We start from the raw sequence: 19,355 nt of genomic DNA on the forward strand, positions 1-19,355 counted from the left end.
AAGAACAGTTCTAAATAACGCCCCAAATATTGCGGTAAATCTCTTGTAATTTTTATAGACCACCCCTGAATTTTTAGGTCATGTCACTCAAATCAACCATTGAAGCTCAAATCAAGTCAGCGATGCTGGCTAAAAATCAAACCCGTTTATTAGCCTTGCGGGCCATTAAATCGGCTATTTTACTGGAAGAAACGGCCGGAACAGCACACGAATTAACGCCGGAACAGGAAACAAAAATTCTAATGAAGGCCGTCAAGCAACGGAAGGATTCCGCGGAAACCTACGTAAGCAATGGTCGTCAGGAATTGGCTGATAAAGAGTACAGCGAAATCGCCGTTATCGAGGAGTTCCTACCCAAAATGCTGACGGAAGAGGAGTTGAAAGGCCATTTACAGGAAATCATCACTCGCGTAGGAGCCACTGGCCCCAGCGATTTAGGTAAAGTGATGGGCGTAGCCACCAAGGAACTAGCAGGTCTGGCGGAAGGAAAAACGATCTCGGCTACGGTGAAACAGTTGCTGAGCTAGTACTGAAGTTTGATCGTTTCAAATTTGAAGTTTGATTGGTTTAAAGTCGTTTGAAGAAAAATTTGGGGCTTGGTTCGTTTGTAGGGGTTTGAAAAACGGTAGGATAAGACGGGCCGTGAACAGGCGAAAAACGTACTGGATTACAGGCAGGAATCGAAGGGATGCTTCTTTCTGATTCTCAGAAGTAGAAAGTCCCAGGGCCTTAAACCCGACCCCCACTCAAACGTTAAACCAATCAAACCTCAAATTCAAAACTCACTCAAACCCTACCCGCACACACCCACGGTATGAATTTTAATTTTCTTGACCTGCTTCTACTCGTACCGCTCACTTATGGAGCGTATACGGGCTTTCGACGGGGCGTACTGGTCGAGATTATTGCGGTTATTGCTTTTGTCGTTTCGCTTATACTGGGTTTCAAACTTTTGAACGAAGCGATTGCCTTTGTAGCACCTTACGTGGGTGAAACCGTAGGCCGTAAATTTCTCCCGTACATCGGATTTTCGAGCATTTTCGTGCTGGTCATTTTTACCATCAATCGCTTTGGATGGCTGTTGCGAAGAAGCCTCCGCTATACCATCTTCGGAAGTTTCGACAGTATGGCTGGAGCCGTAGTGGGTCTGTTCACCTATGCCTTTGGCATCAGCGTCTTTTTGTGGTTGTTACAGGCCCTTGGCATGGGCTTTCCCAACCGTGAACAGATGACGGGTAGTTATGTCTATCCCATCATCCGGCCCTTTGCACCGAAAGTGCTGGATAAAGTATCCGACGCCATTCCCAAGCGGGATCGGCTCATTGAAAAAGTCGAAGAGTTACGAAAAGAATAACCGCACTGGAACCCAATACTTTAGAAAGCAGTTGCACCAACGTATTACCAAAAACGAGCAATGGACACCATCGTTAAACAAGATATTCGTAAGCTCTCGGCAGAGGGGTTGAAGGCCTTTTTGGTCGAACAGGGAGAACAGGGATTCCGGGCGAAACAGATTCTGGAATGGCTATGGAAAAAGTCTGCCCGTAGTTTCGAGGAAATGACCAACCTTTCCAAGAAAACGCGGGAATTGCTCGAAGCTCACTTTGAAATCCGTCCCCTGAGCGTAGCGAAAGAGCAGATTTCAAGTGATAAAACCATTAAATCGGCTTTCCGACTCTACGACGGAAAACTGATCGAAGGCGTATTGATTCCCGCCGACGACCGGATGACAGCCTGCGTATCTAGTCAAGTAGGCTGCTCCCTGACGTGTAAGTTTTGTGCGACGGGTTACATGGATCGCGAACGCAACCTGGACCCCGCCGAAATTTATGATCAGGTCGTAACCATCAAGAATCAGGCCGAACAGAAGTACGGACAACCCCTGACCAACATCGTGTACATGGGCATGGGCGAACCCCTGCTCAACTACGCAAACGTACTGAAGTCAGTGGATCATATCACTTCACCGGAAGGCCTGAATATGTCACCCAAACGCATTACCGTCAGTACGGCGGGTATCGCCAAGATGATTCAGAAGCTGGGTGATGACGGCGTGAAATTCAATCTGGCCCTTTCGCTGCACGCTGCTAACGACAGCAAGCGGAATCAGATCATGCCCATCAACGAAAGCAATACGTTGGTGGCTTTGAAAGATGCCCTGAAGTATTTCTACAATAAAACCGGGAATAAGATTACGCTGGAATATATTCTCTTTTACAACTTTAACGATTCGGTGGAGGATGCGAAGGAACTTTGGAATTTTGCCAAACATATTCCAAACGCCCACATCAACATCATCGAGTACAATCCCATCGAAAACGCTCAGTACAAGAATACCGACCCGCAGACGCTGGCCAAATTCGCCCGCTTCATCGAGCAGAAGAACATCCCGATTACCGTGCGTCGTAGCCGTGGAAAAGATATTGATGCCGCCTGCGGTCAGCTGGCAACGAAAACAGCCCCGATAACGGTTGAATAATTTCTAAATTTGTTTCTTTTCGTAAAAATTCTGTATTTCCGGCACCATTCCGAAGGATACGCTGGAGAAACCGCCCAACTCTCAGCGAACGATTGGCGAAAGTCCTATTTCCCCAATCGTTACGCGAGCATACGTTTCGGGTTAGGGGTCCCCTATCCATAGAGTCTTAACAATTCCTTAACATTAGGCCCGATCCCTTTCCGTAGCTTCGCGTCAAAATAGCCCCCTAACTCCTTATGTTCGGCTTAGAGACTGGAATTTTCTTTCTTCTGTGTATCTGCCTTTTTTGTGCGTGTGCCTTTGAATTCGTGAATGGTTTTCACGATACGGCCAATGCCGTAGCCACCGTAATTTACACTAACTCCCTGAAACCCAACATTGCAGTAATTTGGTCAGGATTCTGTAACTTCCTTGGCGTATTCTTCGGTGGCATTACCGTTGCCATGGGAATTGTAAACCTGCTACCGGTTGAACTGCTGATCGACCAAAATGTTTATCACGCAGTAGCGATGGTCCTATCCCTACTGCTGAGTGCCATCATCTGGAACCTGGGCACCTGGTACTTTGGTCTGCCCTCCTCTTCTTCCCACACACTGATTGGCTCGATTCTGGGCGTAGGTCTGGCCTACTCCCTGTTGCCTGAAAACGTATCGGGCGTGAGTTCCGTCAACTGGGACAAAGCGAAAGAAACAGGTTTTGCTCTGCTTTTATCGCCGCTGGTCGGTTTTAGTCTGGTGATTATTCTGATGTTTATTCTGAAGCGTACCGTGAAGAATGACATCATTTTCAAAGAACCCAAAAAGAATCAAACGCCTCCGACCTGGATTCGTAGCATTCTGATTATGACCTGTACGGGTGTTAGTTTCTTTCACGGCTCCAATGATGGACAAAAAGGAGTCGGTTTGATTATGCTGATTCTGATCGGTATTACACCCGCTTATTTTGCTCTGGATGCCAGCAAGGATACCTCGCATCTCCAAACTAATCTGGTACAGATTCAACAACTCGTCAATCGGATTGAAGAACCGCGTCTGGCGACGTTAGATCAGGAACGTCTGCGGGTGGTTAAGGCCAGCATTAATGATCTGGATAGCGTCATGAAGGCTACAAACGGCCATATTCCTCCCCAGCTTCGTCTGGAATCCAGAAAAGATATTCTTCTGATCTCAAGAGATTTGACGAAAATTCAGAAAGACGGTGCCCTCACGCTCAACCGCGATGAAGCCGCTACGCTGAGCAGTTCACTGTCGGCAATGAAATCCTACACGGAATACGCTCCAACCTGGGTTATTCTGATGATTTCCCTTTCCTTAGGTCTGGGTACCATGGTGGGCTGGAAACGTATTGTCGTAACCGTAGGAGAAAAGATTGGTAAACAACACCTGACCTACGCTCAGGGTGCCAGTGCCGAATTAGTCGCCGCTAGTACCATCGGTCTGTCGTCAGGACTGGGTTTACCCGTTTCTACTACGCACGTTCTTTCCTCAGGAATTGCCGGAAGTATGGTGGCCAACAAGGGTATTAAAAACTTGCAGGCCGGTACCATTCGTAACATTGTCCTGGCCTGGGTGCTGACCCTGCCCGTATCCATGTTCCTGGCCGGTACGCTGTTCATCTTCTTCCGGGCCGTCCTGTAAGGTTAGCTGGTTGTAACTAGTAGCTGGTTGTTTGTACTGGCATATGATACAAAGGAAATCCCCCGAGCGGCTTCTCGGGGGATTTCCTTTTATGGGATATTGTTCCCATACATGCACACCATGGGTTTCACCCATGGCTAGTGAAATTGAACCCCTTCGGGGTTTGCTCTTCCAATCTCAGAGTAATAAACCAGGTAGATCAAAAAGCTTTTGATCTACCTCCACTACTCACCCAACAACGATCCACCTAAAACCAGCAACTAATTTTCCAGCTCCTGAATGGCCAGCCAGCTCATCAGGCCAGCTCCGATTTCCAGAGCCTTTTCGTCAATATCAAAGGTAGGTGTATGCACGCCGGAGATGATGCCACGATCTTCATTTCGCGTACCCAGGCGATAGAAGCAGGAATCGACTACCTGTGAGTAAAAGGCGAAGTCTTCGCCCGCCATCCAGATGTCCAGATCGATAATATTTTCCTCCCCAACGTAGGCTCCCGCTTCCGCCCGCAAGCGACGGGTCAGCTCGGGATGGTTTTCCAGGTACGGATAACCCCGGACAATGTCTACGACACAGGTAGCTCCCATGCTTTCAGCCAACCCTTCGGCCAGCTTCTGGATACGCCGGAGGCCTTCTTCCCGCCAGACTTCATCCATACAACGGAAGGTACCGTCGATGTGGACTTCGTTGGGAATAACGTTCGTCGCTCCGTCAGCGATTACCCGTCCAAAGGAAAGAACCGAGGGCGATTTAGGCGGACGATTTCGTGAAATAACCTGCTGTAAAGCTACGATGAGATGCGAAGCAATGAGTACCGGATCGATTAAGGAATCGGGAGCCGCTCCGTGCCCACCCTTCCCTTTCACGGTCAGGTAGATTTCGTCGGTAGAGGCCATGTACATTCCTTCCCGGAAACCGATCTTACCTACGGGAATCTGCGGAGCTACGTGCTGACCGATCATGCCCGCCGGAGCCGGATTTTGCAGTACGCCTTCGCGGATCATCATGGAAGCTCCACCCGGAGCCTTTTCTTCACCGGGTTGAAACACCAGTTTTACGGTACCTTCAAATTCGTCCCTTAACTCCGTCAAAATACGGGCTACGCCCAATAGCGAAGCCGTGTGTACGTCATGACCACAGGCGTGCATAACGCCCGGATTCTGACTTTTGTAGACGACATCATTCGCTTCCAGAATGGGCAATGCATCCATATCGGCTCGCAGCCCTACGACCTTTTTTCCCGGATTTTTTCCTTCGATAACAGCCACTAATCCCGTATTGGCCAAGGGCGTCGCCTGTACACCCAGGCTTTGTAGCTGAGCAGCCACAAATTTCTGCGTCTCGTATTCCTGAAAAGATAGCTCGGGATGACTATGCAAATGCCGGCGGTTCGCTACAAAATCCGTTGCGTAAGCGGCGGCCAGTGCTTTGATTTTCTCTTTCATTCGTGGTGTAACCATTGCTGTACCTCTTTTTTCAGGGACGGCAAATGATTTTTTAGTAAAGTCCAAATACGGTCCCACGATTCCTCCTGGGAATGGCAAAATTGAAGAATCGATTGCGTCGCCGTAAATGTAATAACCGAATTTATTTCTACTAAGCGACCCAGTGCCTGGCCAATAAGCCTGATTTCCCGCTCCAGTGTTTCCTGCAAAAGTACATTAGTATCTTCTGCCTGAAACACAAAGCCAGTTCCTAAGGAAGATTCAATTTCGTGAATGGACAACTCGATTTCAAAAAGGCAGTTTTCTTCATACGTATTCATACACACTAACCAAAATGGCGGAGGTAATTAAATCAACTCAATACGTTACTTTCGTATACCTTTAGCTAACGTCAAGGCTAATGGCTAAAAGCTCGTTTTTGAATGTATGCAAAAATAGAACTCATTTAGGCGTTCGATCCTTATAGTAAAAATTTTCAGAATAGTTCCAACCTTTTTCTCCGCAAGCGTGTCCTCCAGCCGGAGGAGCAATACATGGCTTGATCTTTACGAATGGTTTTTGATGAACATGAGCTGGTAATGGGCTGCCGCCGCAAAGATCGCGTCTCGCAACGTCGTTTATACGAAGCGTTTGCGGGCCGTATGCTGGTGGTATGTCTCCGCTATGTCAAAAGCCGCGACGAAGCCGAGGACATTTTGCAGGAATCGTTCATCAAGATTTTTGACAAAATAGACACCTTTCGCTTCGAATGCCCGCTGGCAGCCTGGGTTAAACGCATTGTTGTCAATACCACGCTGAATTACCTGCGGGATAATCGCCGGTACCGTTTTGCTGAAGAACTTGATCACGTGGCCGAAGAAGTGGCCACTACGTTTTCAGAGGAACTTCACTGGAAAGACCTGCTCCAACTTGTTCAAGAACTACCTCCCGGCTGTCGGGCGGTATTTAACCTCTATGCGATCGAAGGCTATCAACATCAGGAAATTGCAACGATGCTGGGTATTTCGGAAGGAACCTCCAAATCGCAGTATAGCCGGGCCAAGAGCCTTTTGCAACGCATGTTGACAAACCATCGTCTGACTGAAAATGGACATTAACGTTTACTGGGCATGAGCCAGCTGGAACCAAACGATTTCGAAGAACAATGGCGTAAAGCTTTTGATGAAGCTTCCGAGCCCCCGAGTGAAGGGCTCTGGAGTCGCATTGAACAGGAGCTTCCGCCTGAGCAGCCAATTGGCCTGCCCTTTTTCTGGGTAGGTGTGGTGCTGTTGTTTCTGGTAAGTCTGGGTAGTCTGGGATGGTGGTACAGCCACCGGGCCGAAGCAACAAAAGGCTCCGTGGCATCTACGCCCGCCGTCACACTTCGGAAATCGGCTCGTTCTCCTCAAGCCAGTGCTTCTACCCGGTCTGAGACCAGCCCTCGGGGACAGGTTACTGCTTCACAACCTACAGCGACAGTAAAACCGAATACTTCAGTGGCAGTTCCTTCGCCATCGGCTTCCAGTCGTAGAACATCGACTACGCCTGGTCCTGTTTCACAATCCAGTTCGGTAGCCCGTCGGGTATTGAGAAGGGCTACTTCCATTGAAAAAACAGAACGGCAAACTACTGCCCGGGTGATTGAGCGAACTTCGCCGGCCCTGCAGACCATCCAGCCACTGGCTCCCTCCACCCCGTCATCGGTTAGCACCGACAGCACGGTAGCGACACGAGCAGCCGCGTTACTGCTCCAGCAGGCCACCACCAAACCCTGGTCTTTATACGCAATTACGGCCCAGCCGAAGCAACCCCCGGTAACTATGCCTGCTCTGCCGGGCAAGCGTATACCGCAGTCTAAATTCTGGATGAGTCTGAACGCTGGCATTATCCGGTTTAATCCTTCCGTAAGTTCTGTTACTGCGTTTCCCTCGTATACAAATTACTCGTATGGCCCACTATCCCAGCGAGTAACACCTACTACAGAACCAAACTATACGAAAAAAGGCACGCATATTTCCTATCAGCTGGAGTGGCTGGCGGGAGCCCGGCTTTCACGGCACTGGTACCTGGAAAGTGGCGTTCAATTTTTACGCGGCCATTCGACCCTGAACAACAACCTGGTACTGATTCAGGGTTCTGGCATCCTTAATGCATTCGCAGATCAGCTCAGCTATAATAAATCGAATCAGGTGCCGAATGGGCCGACTACACCGGACCCGAGCCTGCAGGGTATGAATAATCTGTACTCAGCTAACTCCTTCCGGTACACGTTTGAATACCTCTCCGTGCCCATAAGCGTAGGGTATGAATTGCGGCCCGGCAAGCGTTTGAACTACTTCGTCTCGGGCGGATTATCAGTGGATTTTTTCCTGAGAAACGTGCTCGTGGATGATTCGTACATCGGTATTCCTCCGGCGGAATACGGCCCGAAAGATGGCATTTACCGGAATGTATCCCTCAGTACCACGGCGAATGCAGGAGCTAACTACCGGTTGAGCCGGAAGACTTCCCTGAATGTAAAAACCTTCGTCCGTAAAAGTCTTATGAATGGCTTACAGGGTGATTACCTCAAAATACATCCCGTTACGTTAGGCGTGGGTATGGGCATTCGCCGGGATTTCTAATCAGAAGTGAATACGTAGAAAAAAAGGTTCGGGACCCGGTGTTTCGAACCTTTTTGTTTGGTATGAAAAGCAGGATGAGTACACTTGTTTTTCTTCCCTACCACATCACCTTTAAACCATCCACCACGTACTTTTTGATTTGATCATCGTTGCTGATGAGCGTGTACCGATTTTGAATGGCCTGCCAGATTAACATCCGGTCGAAAGGATCTTTGTGGTACGTGGACGCTAACTGATGATAGCTGGCGGCGTCCTCCGCCGAAAACTCCGTAATGGAAAACCGCATTTCCCGGCAAGCCCCGGGGAAATCCTGCGGGGTAAATACATCTAAATCTAATTTATCCAGAGCGTACTTAATGGAAATTTCCCAGAAACTGATCGTGCTGATGACAATTTCGTTGGTGGGATCTTCCAGCACCCGTCTAACCTTTTCGGATAGTTTTTCGGGTTCGGTTACGGCCCAGATCATGGCATGCGTATCTAACAAATAGGTCATACTTCGAGAAACTCTTCTTCAGTCATTTGATAATTATCTTTGAAAACCACCTTTCCTTTTCCACGTAAAATCCCCAGCGTTCTGGGCTGCAATTCTTCTTCTTTGGGAATCAGGAAGGCTTTGATTTCTTTCTTTTTGCCAAAGGTGATGGCAATTCGCTCTCCGGCTTCCACTTCTTTCAGGACTTCCGAGAAATGGGTTTTTACTTCACCGACTGTCATTGTTTTCATAATTTCCAAATAGTTATCATCCAAAGTAAAGATTTTCTTGTCAAGTTGTCAAGTAAGACTTTAACTGGATTTTAGTTGTAGCCTATTGAATCCCTTTCAGTTACGTCGAATACTGACTAGACTAGCCTTTGAGCCTGTGCTTTTTTAGCGGGAATAGCGGCTTTCATAGGTATTGAACGCCGGTCATCGTTGGCCCCAGTTATTAAATAGAGAAACCGTTCAGCCTGGTGAAGCAGTACCAAACTAAACGGCTCAAAAGAGGCTTTCGACTTACCTTATTCCGTATAATCAGCCGAACGACTGATATCTTCCCAGGCCTTACTATGCTTGAGTTCGTTTTCAAGTTTTTGCTGGTAACGCTCTACGGCCCAGGCACCCAGTTGTAAGCGTAGCGGAGGCTCTTCACGGTCCGCCAGTCCAATCAGAATTTCGGCGGCTTTCACGGGATCGCCCACCTGTTTGCCATTCGTTTTTTCGAAATAATCCCGAATCTTTCCGGCCGTTTCGGCGTACTCCGGCAGGGGTTCGGCTATTTTGATGGATGAACCGGCAAATTCCGTACGGAATGGTCCGGGTTCAATAATCGTCACTTTGATCCCAAAAGGTCTGATTTCCTGAGCGACACTTTCGAAAATTCCTTCCAGAGCGTATTTGGAGCCGTTGTACATCGAAAGTCCCGGCGTAGAAACCAATCCCGCAATCGAGGAAAGCACCTGAATATACCCTTTTTTCTGCTCCCGCATGAGGGGTAGTACGGCTTTGGTGACATTGATGGTACCAAAAACATTCGTGTCAAACTGCGTCCGTAATTCTTCCTGACTTACTTCTTCCAGCCCCCCGCCCAAGCCATAACCGGCGTTGTTGATCAGTACGTCGATCCGACCGAAGCGTTCGTGAGCCGATGATACGGCTGAATTGATTGCCTCCAGATCGGTAATATCGAGCGACAGGGTAAGCAGGTTTTCAGACTCCCCTAATTCCTGTAACGTTTCAACGCGGCGGGCCGTCGCAACGATCTGCTCGCCTTTTTCCAAGAGTTGACGGGCGATTTCCTGACCGAACCCCGATGAACAACCCGTAATGAACCAAACCATGGTTTCTGTATTTAAGAGTGAATGTTGGATGGGCTTGAGGTGGTTTGACGTTTGAGAAAGGTATCAAGTTTAAGAGGGTTTCAGGTTTGAAAATGGCTCGAGGTTTGAATGAACTTCTTCAAACTTCAAACTGCTCTAACCTTATATTGCTACTTTTTTCATTCTTAAACCTTCCAAACCTCAAACTTTATTTAGTCTTAAACCTCACCAAACCTAAAGTCCTACGACTTACTCAAAATTGATACCAGGGCTGGTTTGAGTTCGGGATACAGGTATTGAAAATCGGTTTCCAGCCGAATTCGCTGGTTTAAGACATAATTGCCTCCCAGTACCACAACGGCCATTTCCCCAAATAGTGGCTTCAGTACCCAATCCGGAACCTTGGGAGCCCAGTAGGGTTTATGCAGTACTTTGGCCGTGGTACGCACCAGTTCCTCATTGGTGACGGGATGTGGGGCTACGGCATTGTAAGCTCCCGTCCAGCCCGGGTTTTCCAGAGCTTCGATGTACATCCGGCAGAGGTCGTCGGTATGAATCCAGCTGATGTACTGTTTTCCCGAACCGAGTGGCGAACCGATCCCCAGCTTCACGGGAATCAGAAAACTTTTCAAGGCTCCTCCCTTGGTGTCCAGCACAATACCCGTACGCAGTTTGGAAGTTCGAATCCCCAGAGCAGCCAATTCATCGGCCGCCGCTTCCCATTGCACCACCACGTCGGCCAGGTAATCGATCCCGGGGGTATACTGCTCGGAGAGCCATTCGGCACCGGTATCGGCTCCGTAATAGCTAATGCCCGAAGCGGAGACGAAGGATTCAAACCGATGGCCGGTTTCGCGGAGTTTACGGGCAATCAGTCCAATGGTTTTCGTACGGCTATCGATGATTTCCTGTTTGCGTTCGTCCGTCCAGCGACCTTCTGCAATGCCCGCTCCGGCCAGATGGATCAGGTACTGGCTTTCGGCGAGGGCTTTTTCGTCGAGTTCTTGCTTATTGACATCCCAGCGATATTGCTTGACTTTCGGATCAATGCTGGCTTCGCTTTTACTGCCCCGGGTGAGGTAGGCAACGGCATAGCCGCGTTCAAGTAGTAATTCGGTGAGTCGTGTACCAATCAGGCCGGTACCCCCCGTGAGCAGAACTTGTTTCATTGCCGTCTTGACTTTTTCTAAAAACCAGGCAAAAGCGGTAAAGTTCTAAGCCATTTCAGCGAATGACTAAAAACTTAACAGCTACGAAAGATTCCAGTGAAAAAGAATACCGATTTTTGCCCGAAATCTCCGCTCATTCCATGCGTTATCTGCTTTCTTTCGTACTTTTTTTGATACTGTCTCCCCAAGCCTTTCATAAGGTTTGCCGCCAGAAAAACGAACCCCTTTCGCAGTTTTTCCACTGGGAACCGGGTAAGAAGATCATCATGGCTCACCGAACGACGCCCCTGCCGGGCTATTCGGAAAATACGTTGGCGGCCATGAAACACGCCTACCGAATCGCTCCTTGTGCCACGCAGGAAATCGATGTACGCATGAGCAAAGACAGCGTACTAGTACTGCTGCACGATGCGACGCTGGAACGGACGACTACGGGTACGGGCAAGCTCAGCGATTTTACGTATCAGGAACTACGTAAGCTGGAATTACGGAATGAAACGGGAAAGGTACTACTCGGTCAACGTATACCGCGACTTGAAGAACTGCTGACATTTGCCCGGGGGAAAGTGGTACTCTTTCTCGACAAAAAACCAGAGACGGATCCGATTCGGATGATGACAGCCGTTAAGAAGGCTCGTATGCTTGGTGACGTTATCGTCATCTGCTACTCGATCGCTGAAGCTCAATTCCTTCACCAGCGGTATCCTTCCCTCATGCTGGCCTTGGGTTTCAATGACACTAAAGCCATTGAAACGATTGAAAAATCCGGATTACCCTATAAGAATCTCGTCGCTTTGACACCGGGTCACTTACAGCCTCAAGCCTTTTACGATCGGATTCATGCGATGGGCATCATGACTTCCGTAGGCACAAATGGGAACGTGGATACGCTGCCTTTCACTCAGGCAAGACCTCTGTATGAACAAGTATTACAGCGGGGTGATATTATTTGTACGGATAGCCTTCAACGCGTACAAACGCTCTTTCAACCTTAGTCAACAATCAAAGGCTGGACCGTCACCGGCGTCGGTACGGCTTCTCCAATGGTTTCCCGAACGCTGGCTTCAATAATCTGACACATAGCGTTCAGCGGCAGGTCATTAGGTTCGGTACCAAACGGCTCTTCAATTTCATTGCCAATCGCATCCACCGCAATAAAGGTATACCCGATGAATACCACGATAAAGGGCGTGGTCCAACCCAAAGTATCCACCAAACCAAAGGGCAGGAATAATCCGTATAAGTAGACCGTTCGGTGCAGAAGCACATTATATGTGTACGGAATGGGCGTATTGGCAATGCGTTCACACCCCGCTAAAATGCCCGAAAGATGATTGATCGTCGTGTCCATCGTGACCAGCGTAATCGAGTCGAGCTGGCCGCGTTGGCGTTGCTGCTGCAGCCAGTACCCCATTTCCCGCAGAATCAGTACGGGTTTGAATCGAGCATGCATGAGACGATCGGTAAGCTCCGGAGATAACAGCCGTCGCAAGTCCGCTTCCGGACTCGTTTTCCGTAACTGATGTTTCAGGGCATAAGTAAAGGCAATCAATAAGCGGGAAAAGAGCTGAATTTCAACAGAATCCATCGACAAGCCGCTCAAGGTCGTTACCTGTCGCATCAATGAACGACTTTCCAGGACCAGAGCCCCCCACAGTTTTCTTCCTTCCCAGTACCGGTCATAGCTCGCACTATTACGAAAGCCCAGAAAGATGGCTACGGCGACGCCAATCAGCGTAAAAGGCGTAGGATTCAGGGCAATTTTTACCTGGAAGATTTCTCCCCGTAAGTAGACGACCGCACAGCAGAAGAGGAACAGAATGATCAGCCGCGGGTAAATTTTTTCAATGATGGAGCCTTTCCAGACGAAGAGCAGACGAAACCAATTGTGATGCGGAGGAACAACCATACGAACAACAAACCAGATACGGCCGCAAAGGTAGGCATTAGCAGCCCCGGACCGAGCGGCTTTTCTATTTAATCCTGCGATTGGGTAGGGTACGGCTTAGGAACGGAGTTTTTGCAACTAAAGTCTTTCGCTTTCTTATGGGAGTACCGCGTATGAAAAGTCTAGCTAAACGTAATCCTCTTGATCTGTTTTTAACCCTTCATCAACCCACTGATTGCCTGTAGTCTGTGTATGGCTCCTGGCCTCAATCCCCAAGCAACCTGATAGGCCAGCGACGCTTCGACGTTTAGGGTATTAGGTTCATGCCCTCCGTTAACCCACCGTATACCTGTGGGGTTTTGTCTACATCCAGCGGATGTGCCAGCGAACGCACCGTTCTGCTGAACCATCCGGAGCATTTTCCTTTTCGATTATTTTTATTCTGCTCACTACATGATCCACTTAAACCTTTTTTTCAGACGTGGTTTGGTATTTACACTCGGTCTGGGTGTGTTATCAGCCCATGCTCAACCGCTCGTCCGTCAGCAGGCTACGGTGGCCCTGAATATCGCACCTGCCCGGGCCGTCATTCGTATCACCGGACGGGTAACGGATGAAACCCAGCAGGGCCTGCCCGGGGTCAACGTTTACCTGAAAGAGAACACCAGCGTAGGGGCAACTACCGATGCCAACGGAGCATACAGCTTCAACGTCCCCGACGATCAGGCCAACGGCACGCTGGTTTTCAGTTATATTGGTTATAAAAGTCAGGAAATAGCCATCAACAACCGGACGGAAGTCAACGTACAACTTGAACCCGATAACCAGTCACTGAATGAAGTCGTCGTCATTGGTTACCAGAGCGTTCGGAAGAAAGATCTGACCGGAGCTACGGGTCTGGTAGAAATTGAGAATACGAGTAAAATCGTGACCCGTTCGGCCGTGGAATCCCTGCAAGGGCAGCTTTCGGGCGTAACGATCCGGAACGGTGGTGCTCCCGGTCAGGAAGCCGTCATTCAGATTCGGGGATTGAGTACGCTCAACGGAAATTCCAATCCACTTTACATCATCGACGGCATGTACGCCGACGCCAATACGACCGTCAACCCCGATGATATTGCTTCGATGCAGGTATTGAAAGATGCCTCCGCAGCCGCCATCTACGGATCACGGGCGGCCAACGGCGTGGTGATCATTACTACGAAAAAAGGCAAGGAAGGGCCGATGAAAGTAAGCGTGTCGGGACGGTACACCCTTTCCTCGATTCCCCGCCGCTGGGATATGATGAATGCCCAGGAATACGTCGATTTCAACCGTCGGGCTTATCAGGCCGCCGGGTACGCCCTGCAACCTTCCATTGCAAACTTCAATCCCGCTACCAGCCCCAACACCAACTGGCAGGATGAATTAATTCGAACGGGTTCGGTACAGGATTACAACCTGACGCTTTCGGGCGGTGGAGCCAATTCAAGCTATCTGATTTCGGGCAGTTATTTCAAAGACGAAGGAACGCTGATTCGTAATAATTTCGAACGGATGTCCCTGCGGATCAATACGGAAGCGAAACGTGGTCGGGTTACGTTCGGCGAAAACCTGATGATTTCCAACTCCGTACGCAATAGTCCGTTCAGTGGCGGTTTTGCGGAGGGCAATCCCTGGTACGATCTGGCCAATAACCTGCCCATTATCCCCGTTCGGGATCCCAGTCTGATCAGTACGAGCAATCCGGGTGGCTATGGTTTCGGTTCGATCAACACCCGTACCTTCTCCCGAAATCAGGTGGCAGTGGCCGAGCTTACCCGCAATCATACTACGTTTTTCAAAGTACTGGGAAATGCCTATGTGGACGTTAAACTCTTCGATTGGCTGCAATACCGTTTCAATGCCGGTCTGGAAACCAGCTTCGATAACGCGGGTGGCGTTCGCCGCGAAGGCCTCTGGTACTGGAATCAGTCACCGGAATTCAGTAGCACGGGCGAAAACCGTTCGCAATTCCTGAGTACGCTTTTTGAGCATACGCTGAACTTCAACCGGACGTTTGGCAAGCACAGCATCAACGGCGTCGTCGGGCTGGTGAATCAGACTATTCGGAATAACAACGCGTTTGCCAGTCGTCAGCAACTCACCGTCGCCAACGGTCAGTACTTTACGACGATCAGTTCGGCCACGGGTGGCATGACGGCTTCGGGCGGCAACAACCAGACGCTTATCGGCTCGTACCTGGGTCGCTTGAATTATACCTTCGATGATCGATACCTGGTTACGCTGACCTTCCGGTCGGATAAAGATTCCCGCTTCTCCCCCAATTACCGCCGGGGTAACTTCCCCTCCGTGGCCCTGGGCTGGCGGTTGAGCGAAGAAGAGTTTTTCAAAGTTAGCTGGATCAACGATCTGAAAATTCGCGGTTCGTATGGGGTACTGGGTCAGGCCAATCTGGGCAATTATCAGTATACCGGTTTCATTACGCAGGGTCCACGGGCCGTATTTGGTTCTGATCAAACGGCTTTTCAGGGTGCTACGCAGGCCCGGATTGTCAACCAGAATCTACGCTGGGAACAAAAAACGACGACCAACTTCGGCGTGGATCTGAGCATGTTCAACAATCGCCTCGGCGTTACACTGGACGCCTTCCGTTCCGTTGCCCGCGATGTACTGGTGCAATCGCCCATTCCGGCGTATACCGGTAACCTCGGCGGCAATCCGCTTACCAATATCGGTTCCATCCAGAACCAGGGCGTGGAGCTGGACCTGACGTACCGCAACAATGATAAGGATTTTAAATGGTCGATTTCGGGTAACCTTTCCGTCATCCGTAACAAAGTGCTGGAATTGGGTAACCTGGGCATCGATCCCGAAACCGGACAATCCCGTAATTACATTGCCACGACCCTCACTCGTTCGCAGGTGGGTCGTTCGATTGGTGAGTGGTTCCTGCTCAAGACGGATGGTATCTTCCAGAATCAGGGTGAAATCGATGCTCACCGGGCTCAGGCGGCTTACGCCAAACCGGGCGATATTCGTTACGTGAATGCCGTAGACAATGGTACGAACGACGACATCAACTCCCTGGATCGCCTATTCGTGGGTTCGCCCTGGCCGAAACTGCAAGCCGGTCTGCAATTCAATAGCTCTTATAAGAATTTCTCGCTGGCCGTACAATTCTATGGTTCATTCGGTCAGAAAGTCTACAATGATGTACGCCGCGATCTGGATGCTCTGGGCTATTCCAACTACCGCCGGGGTATTCAGCCCTGGACGGCCGAGAATCCCAATACGGATTTTCCCCGGATTGGCGTTTCGTACGGAACGGGGATCGCCGGTGATCCGGCAGTGGATCGGGGTATCGTTTCCAACGCCCGTAATGACAGCGATCGCTGGCTGGAAAGTGGTTCGTACCTGCGAATCCGGAACGTGGAATTCGGGTACTCCATTCCCAAACCGTTCCTGACCCGCTTTGGCCTGAGCGATGCCCGCGTCTACGTAAGCGGTCAGAACCTGTATACGTTTACCGGCTACACGGGCCTCGATCCGGACATCGTGGGTGGTAACGTAATCCTCGAACCGGGTCTGGATGCGGGTAACTATCCGTCTTCCCGCATGGTGTCTTTCGGCTTAAATCTCAACTTCTAAACCGCTGATTTCCTGACTATTCAGAAAATCGTCGTATTGACTTTGCTACGTATGAAAAAGATAAAATTTATTCTCTACGGCTTGCTGCCCCTACTGATGGGGTGCAACCGGGATTTTGATGCACCCAACCCCAACTCGCTTACCGTTGAGCAATTCTGGCAGTCGCAAAACGATGCCGTTCGGGGCGTCAATGCCGTATACAGTGGCCTGCACCGTACGCCGCTGTACGGTCGCTGGATGTTTTACCATACCAGCCTTCGTTCGGACGAAGGGTTCGGTTCGGGGGGGGACATTGGTCTGAATAACCTGATGAGTTTTGTACAGACCGATTACAATCAAAACCTCACGGCAGGCACCTGGGCGGATAGTTACGTGGTCATCTGGCGGGCGAATCAGGTACTCGAAAACGTTCCCGGCATCACCATGGATGAGACCGTGAAGCGTCGCCTGCTGGCGGAAGCCAAGGTACTACGGGCCCTGATGTATTTTAATCTGGTGAGTTTGTTCAATCGGCCTCCTCTGATTCTTCGTTCGGTACTTACGTCGGATACGCCCAGCAACGCGACTCCCGAACAAGTCTGGGCCCAGATTCAAACCGACCTTACCGAAGCCGCTCCCGACTTACCCCTGCGGTACTCGGGCGACGATCTGGGTCGCGTAACCCGGGGTTCAGCGTATGGTTTGCTGGGCAAAGCTTTGATGCAGCAACGTAAATTCCAGGAAGCCCAAACCGCTCTGGCCTGGTTCATCACGGGCGAAGGACGCGACGTGTACCGGCTCATGCCGAATTACCGCGACAACTTCATCATCACCCAGGAAAACAATACCGAATCGGTATTCGAAATTCAGTTTGCCCAGAATAACAACGAAACTACCGACGACGATACGCAGGAAGGTGCCGTGATTAACGTCGGAGCGTCGCTGCCGCAGTTTCTGGCTCCCCGGGGCGTGGGCTTCTCGGACGGTGCCGCCCGCCGCTGGATGATCGGGGAAATGCAGAAGGAACGTACGACGACGGGTGCCCGTGATCCTCGCGTGGAGGCTTCGTTTTTGTACGACTCGACGGATGTACGCGGTCCCAGTCAAACGCTCATTTACGGTCAAACCTTTGCCAGTCGCTACGGTACGGGTCCGGATCGGAATTCGGTCTGGTTCCGTAAGCCACTCAACGATCACTGGAAAAATGAAGAAGGCTTCCGCTCGCCCAACAACTACCGTCTGATTCGCTACGCGGACATTCTGCTGCTCTACGCGGAATGCCTGAATGAGCTGGGTCGCACGACGGAAGCCTATACGTATGTCGATCAGGTACGCCAGCGGGTAGGACTAGCTCGCTTAACAACGGCCCAGCCGGGTCTGTCCCAAGCCCAGTTCCGGACTCAGATCAAACACGAGCGGGTTACTGAACTTTCGGGCGAAGGCCAACGCTGGTTCGACCTGCAACGCTGGGGCGAATTGACGGAAGCCAATCTCCCCGCCCTGCGGGCACGCGATCCGGAGTTTGGTTCGTTTACACTCAATAAGTCGGCATACTATCCTATTCCGCAATCGGACCTTGATTTGAATCCCAGTCTGTCGCAAAATCAGGGTTATTAAGGCAACGGGTGGTTCCGGAACAGTGTTGCCGGAACCACCCCTTTTACAGATCGTTATATGAATCTTCGCTATTTAGTATTGGTACTCTGGATTGGGTTTTCCTGCGGGAAAGACAACTCCACGCCCGTTACGCCACCGCCTGCTCCCTCGGAGGCTACCTTCCGAAATCCGATTCAAAACGGAGCCGATCCGTTTGTATACCGCAAAGACGGGCAGTACTACTACATGCAAACCGTAGGGAACCGCGTGGATTTGTGGCGTACGGAAAAAATGAGCGAGCTGAATTCCGCCCGCCGCACGACCATCTTTACACCACCCGCGACGGGAGCCAATTCGCGGAATCTCTGGGCCCCTGAAATCTATTTTCTGAACGGCAAATGGTACGTCTATTACACCGCCGGATCGGATACGGAAGAGTACTCCCAGCGTACCTGGGTACTGGAAAACGCCAGTGCCGATCCGACCCAGGGTACCTGGACCCAGAAAGGGCGGCTGTTCAATGCCGAAAACGATAATTACGCCTTGGATGGAAATATTCTCGAACACAACGGCAGTCTGTACTTCCTCTGGAGCGGCTGGCCGAAAGGGGTCAATAAAGTTGAACGTCAGGAAATTTACATTTCCAAAATGGAAAATCCCTGGACGCTGACGGGAAAAACGACACTGCTCACCACACCCGAACTAAACTGGGAACGTAACGGCTTTGGCGTAAATGAAGGGCCTCAGGTACTGAAAAATCCGCAGGGCCGTGTTTTCATGATTTACTCGGCCAGTTACTGCGGCACGGATGATTACGCTTTGGGTATGCTTAGTTTGCGGGAAGGCGGCGATCCGCTCAACGCCGCCGACTGGACCAAAACGCAACAGCCCGTGTTCACAAAGTCTCCCTCAGCCAATGCCTTCGGACCGGGCCATAACTGCTTTTTCCAGTCGCCCAATGGCTCGGAAAACTGGCTTTTGTACCATGCCAACACCAATACCGGCGAAGGTTGCGGCGAAAAACGTAACATTCGGATGCAACCCTTTACCTTTACCAGCTCGGGCCTGCCGCAGTTTGGCGAACCCGTCGCTACGGGTCGCTTGATTGCCGTTCCGGCGGGCGAATGATTTTA

General features: G+C 50.3%; 16 protein-coding genes. 10 read left to right on the top strand and 6 right to left on the bottom strand.

Annotated elements, in window-relative coordinates:
• Nucleotides 1-80: 80 nt before the first annotated feature.
• The 4 genes from BWI97_RS00740 (at nucleotide 81) to BWI97_RS00755 (ending at nucleotide 4,116) form a co-directional block, all read left to right on the top strand.
• Complete coding sequence (locus tag BWI97_RS00740) at nucleotides 81-527, top strand: GatB/YqeY domain-containing protein (protein WP_102199670.1); 447 nt, start codon at nucleotides 81-83, stop codon at nucleotides 525-527.
• 287 nt (nucleotides 528-814) lie between these two features.
• Nucleotides 815-1,354: a CvpA family protein gene (locus BWI97_RS00745; protein ID WP_102199671.1), complete on the top strand. Its 540-nt coding sequence runs from the start codon at nucleotides 815-817 to the stop codon at nucleotides 1,352-1,354.
• A gap of 60 nt (nucleotides 1,355-1,414) precedes the next feature.
• Nucleotides 1,415-2,479: a 23S rRNA (adenine(2503)-C(2))-methyltransferase RlmN gene (gene rlmN, locus BWI97_RS00750; RefSeq protein ID WP_102199672.1), complete on the top strand. Its 1,065-nt coding sequence runs from the start codon at nucleotides 1,415-1,417 to the stop codon at nucleotides 2,477-2,479.
• Nucleotides 2,480-2,715: 236 nt separating this feature from the next.
• Nucleotides 2,716-4,116, top strand: coding sequence for an inorganic phosphate transporter (locus BWI97_RS00755; RefSeq protein WP_102199673.1), 1,401 nt, complete (start codon nucleotides 2,716-2,718; stop codon nucleotides 4,114-4,116).
• Nucleotides 4,117-4,376: 260 nt separating this feature from the next.
• On the opposite strand, the gene BWI97_RS00760 is transcribed toward BWI97_RS00755, so the two are convergent.
• Nucleotides 4,377-5,558 (bottom strand): M20 family metallopeptidase, encoded by a 1,182-nt coding sequence (locus tag BWI97_RS00760; protein WP_102199674.1) that lies wholly within the window; start codon nucleotides 5,556-5,558, stop codon nucleotides 4,377-4,379.
• A gap of 551 nt (nucleotides 5,559-6,109) precedes the next feature.
• Between BWI97_RS00760 and BWI97_RS00770 the strand changes: the two genes are divergently transcribed.
• The gene (locus BWI97_RS00770) at nucleotides 6,110-6,655 is read left to right on the top strand and encodes an RNA polymerase sigma factor (protein ID WP_094816889.1); all 546 of its coding nucleotides are present in this window, start codon (nucleotides 6,110-6,112) and stop codon (nucleotides 6,653-6,655) included.
• 12 nt (nucleotides 6,656-6,667) lie between these two features.
• Nucleotides 6,668-8,161 carry a hypothetical protein gene (locus BWI97_RS00775; RefSeq protein ID WP_102199676.1) on the top strand — a complete coding sequence of 498 codons (1,494 nt, stop codon included), beginning with the start codon at nucleotides 6,668-6,670 and terminating at the stop codon, nucleotides 8,159-8,161.
• Between the two features lie 97 nt (nucleotides 8,162-8,258).
• Here the strand turns inward: BWI97_RS00775 and BWI97_RS00780 are convergent, their stop codons facing one another.
• The 4 genes from BWI97_RS00780 to BWI97_RS00795 form a co-directional block, all read right to left on the bottom strand.
• A complete protein-coding gene (locus BWI97_RS00780) occupies nucleotides 8,259-8,657 on the bottom strand; it encodes a type II toxin-antitoxin system VapC family toxin (protein WP_094816891.1) in 399 nt (132 codons plus the stop codon).
• Nucleotides 8,654-8,887: a type II toxin-antitoxin system Phd/YefM family antitoxin gene (locus BWI97_RS00785; protein WP_094816900.1), complete on the bottom strand. Its 234-nt coding sequence runs from the start codon at nucleotides 8,885-8,887 to the stop codon at nucleotides 8,654-8,656. Before BWI97_RS00785 ends, BWI97_RS00780 begins: the two co-directional genes overlap by 4 nt.
• Before the next feature lie 275 nt (nucleotides 8,888-9,162).
• Entirely contained in the window at nucleotides 9,163-9,981 is an 819-nt protein-coding gene (locus tag BWI97_RS00790) for an oxidoreductase (protein WP_102199677.1), read from the bottom strand.
• A gap of 221 nt (nucleotides 9,982-10,202) precedes the next feature.
• On the bottom strand, nucleotides 10,203-11,129 hold the full coding sequence (locus tag BWI97_RS00795; protein WP_102199678.1) for a TIGR01777 family oxidoreductase: 927 nt from the start codon (nucleotides 11,127-11,129) through the stop codon (nucleotides 10,203-10,205).
• A 62-nt stretch (nucleotides 11,130-11,191) separates the two neighbouring features.
• Between BWI97_RS00795 and BWI97_RS00800 the strand changes: the two genes are divergently transcribed.
• Nucleotides 11,192-12,124, top strand: a complete 933-nt coding sequence (locus BWI97_RS00800; RefSeq protein ID WP_102199679.1) for a glycerophosphodiester phosphodiesterase family protein — start codon at nucleotides 11,192-11,194, stop codon at nucleotides 12,122-12,124.
• On the opposite strand, the gene BWI97_RS00805 is transcribed toward BWI97_RS00800, so the two are convergent.
• Nucleotides 12,121-13,038 carry a bestrophin family protein gene (locus BWI97_RS00805; protein ID WP_102199680.1) on the bottom strand — a complete coding sequence of 306 codons (918 nt, stop codon included), beginning with the start codon at nucleotides 13,036-13,038 and terminating at the stop codon, nucleotides 12,121-12,123. The genes BWI97_RS00800 and BWI97_RS00805 overlap by 4 nt on opposite strands.
• A gap of 489 nt (nucleotides 13,039-13,527) precedes the next feature.
• Between BWI97_RS00805 and BWI97_RS00815 the strand changes: the two genes are divergently transcribed.
• The 3 genes from BWI97_RS00815 to BWI97_RS00825 are packed head-to-tail and all read left to right on the top strand — an operon-like array spanning nucleotide 13,528 to nucleotide 19,350.
• Complete coding sequence (locus tag BWI97_RS00815; protein WP_233207711.1) at nucleotides 13,528-16,647, top strand: TonB-dependent receptor; 3,120 nt, start codon at nucleotides 13,528-13,530, stop codon at nucleotides 16,645-16,647.
• A gap of 51 nt (nucleotides 16,648-16,698) precedes the next feature.
• Nucleotides 16,699-18,243, top strand: coding sequence for a RagB/SusD family nutrient uptake outer membrane protein (locus BWI97_RS00820; RefSeq protein WP_102199728.1), 1,545 nt, complete (start codon nucleotides 16,699-16,701; stop codon nucleotides 18,241-18,243).
• Nucleotides 18,244-18,300: 57 nt separating this feature from the next.
• Nucleotides 18,301-19,350 carry a family 43 glycosylhydrolase gene (locus BWI97_RS00825; protein WP_102199682.1) on the top strand — a complete coding sequence of 350 codons (1,050 nt, stop codon included), beginning with the start codon at nucleotides 18,301-18,303 and terminating at the stop codon, nucleotides 19,348-19,350.
• Nucleotides 19,351-19,355: the final 5 nt, after the last annotated feature.

This window comes from Siphonobacter sp. BAB-5405 (assembly GCF_002872335.1).
In the GTDB taxonomy this organism is placed as follows: domain Bacteria; phylum Bacteroidota; class Bacteroidia; order Cytophagales; family Spirosomataceae; genus Siphonobacter.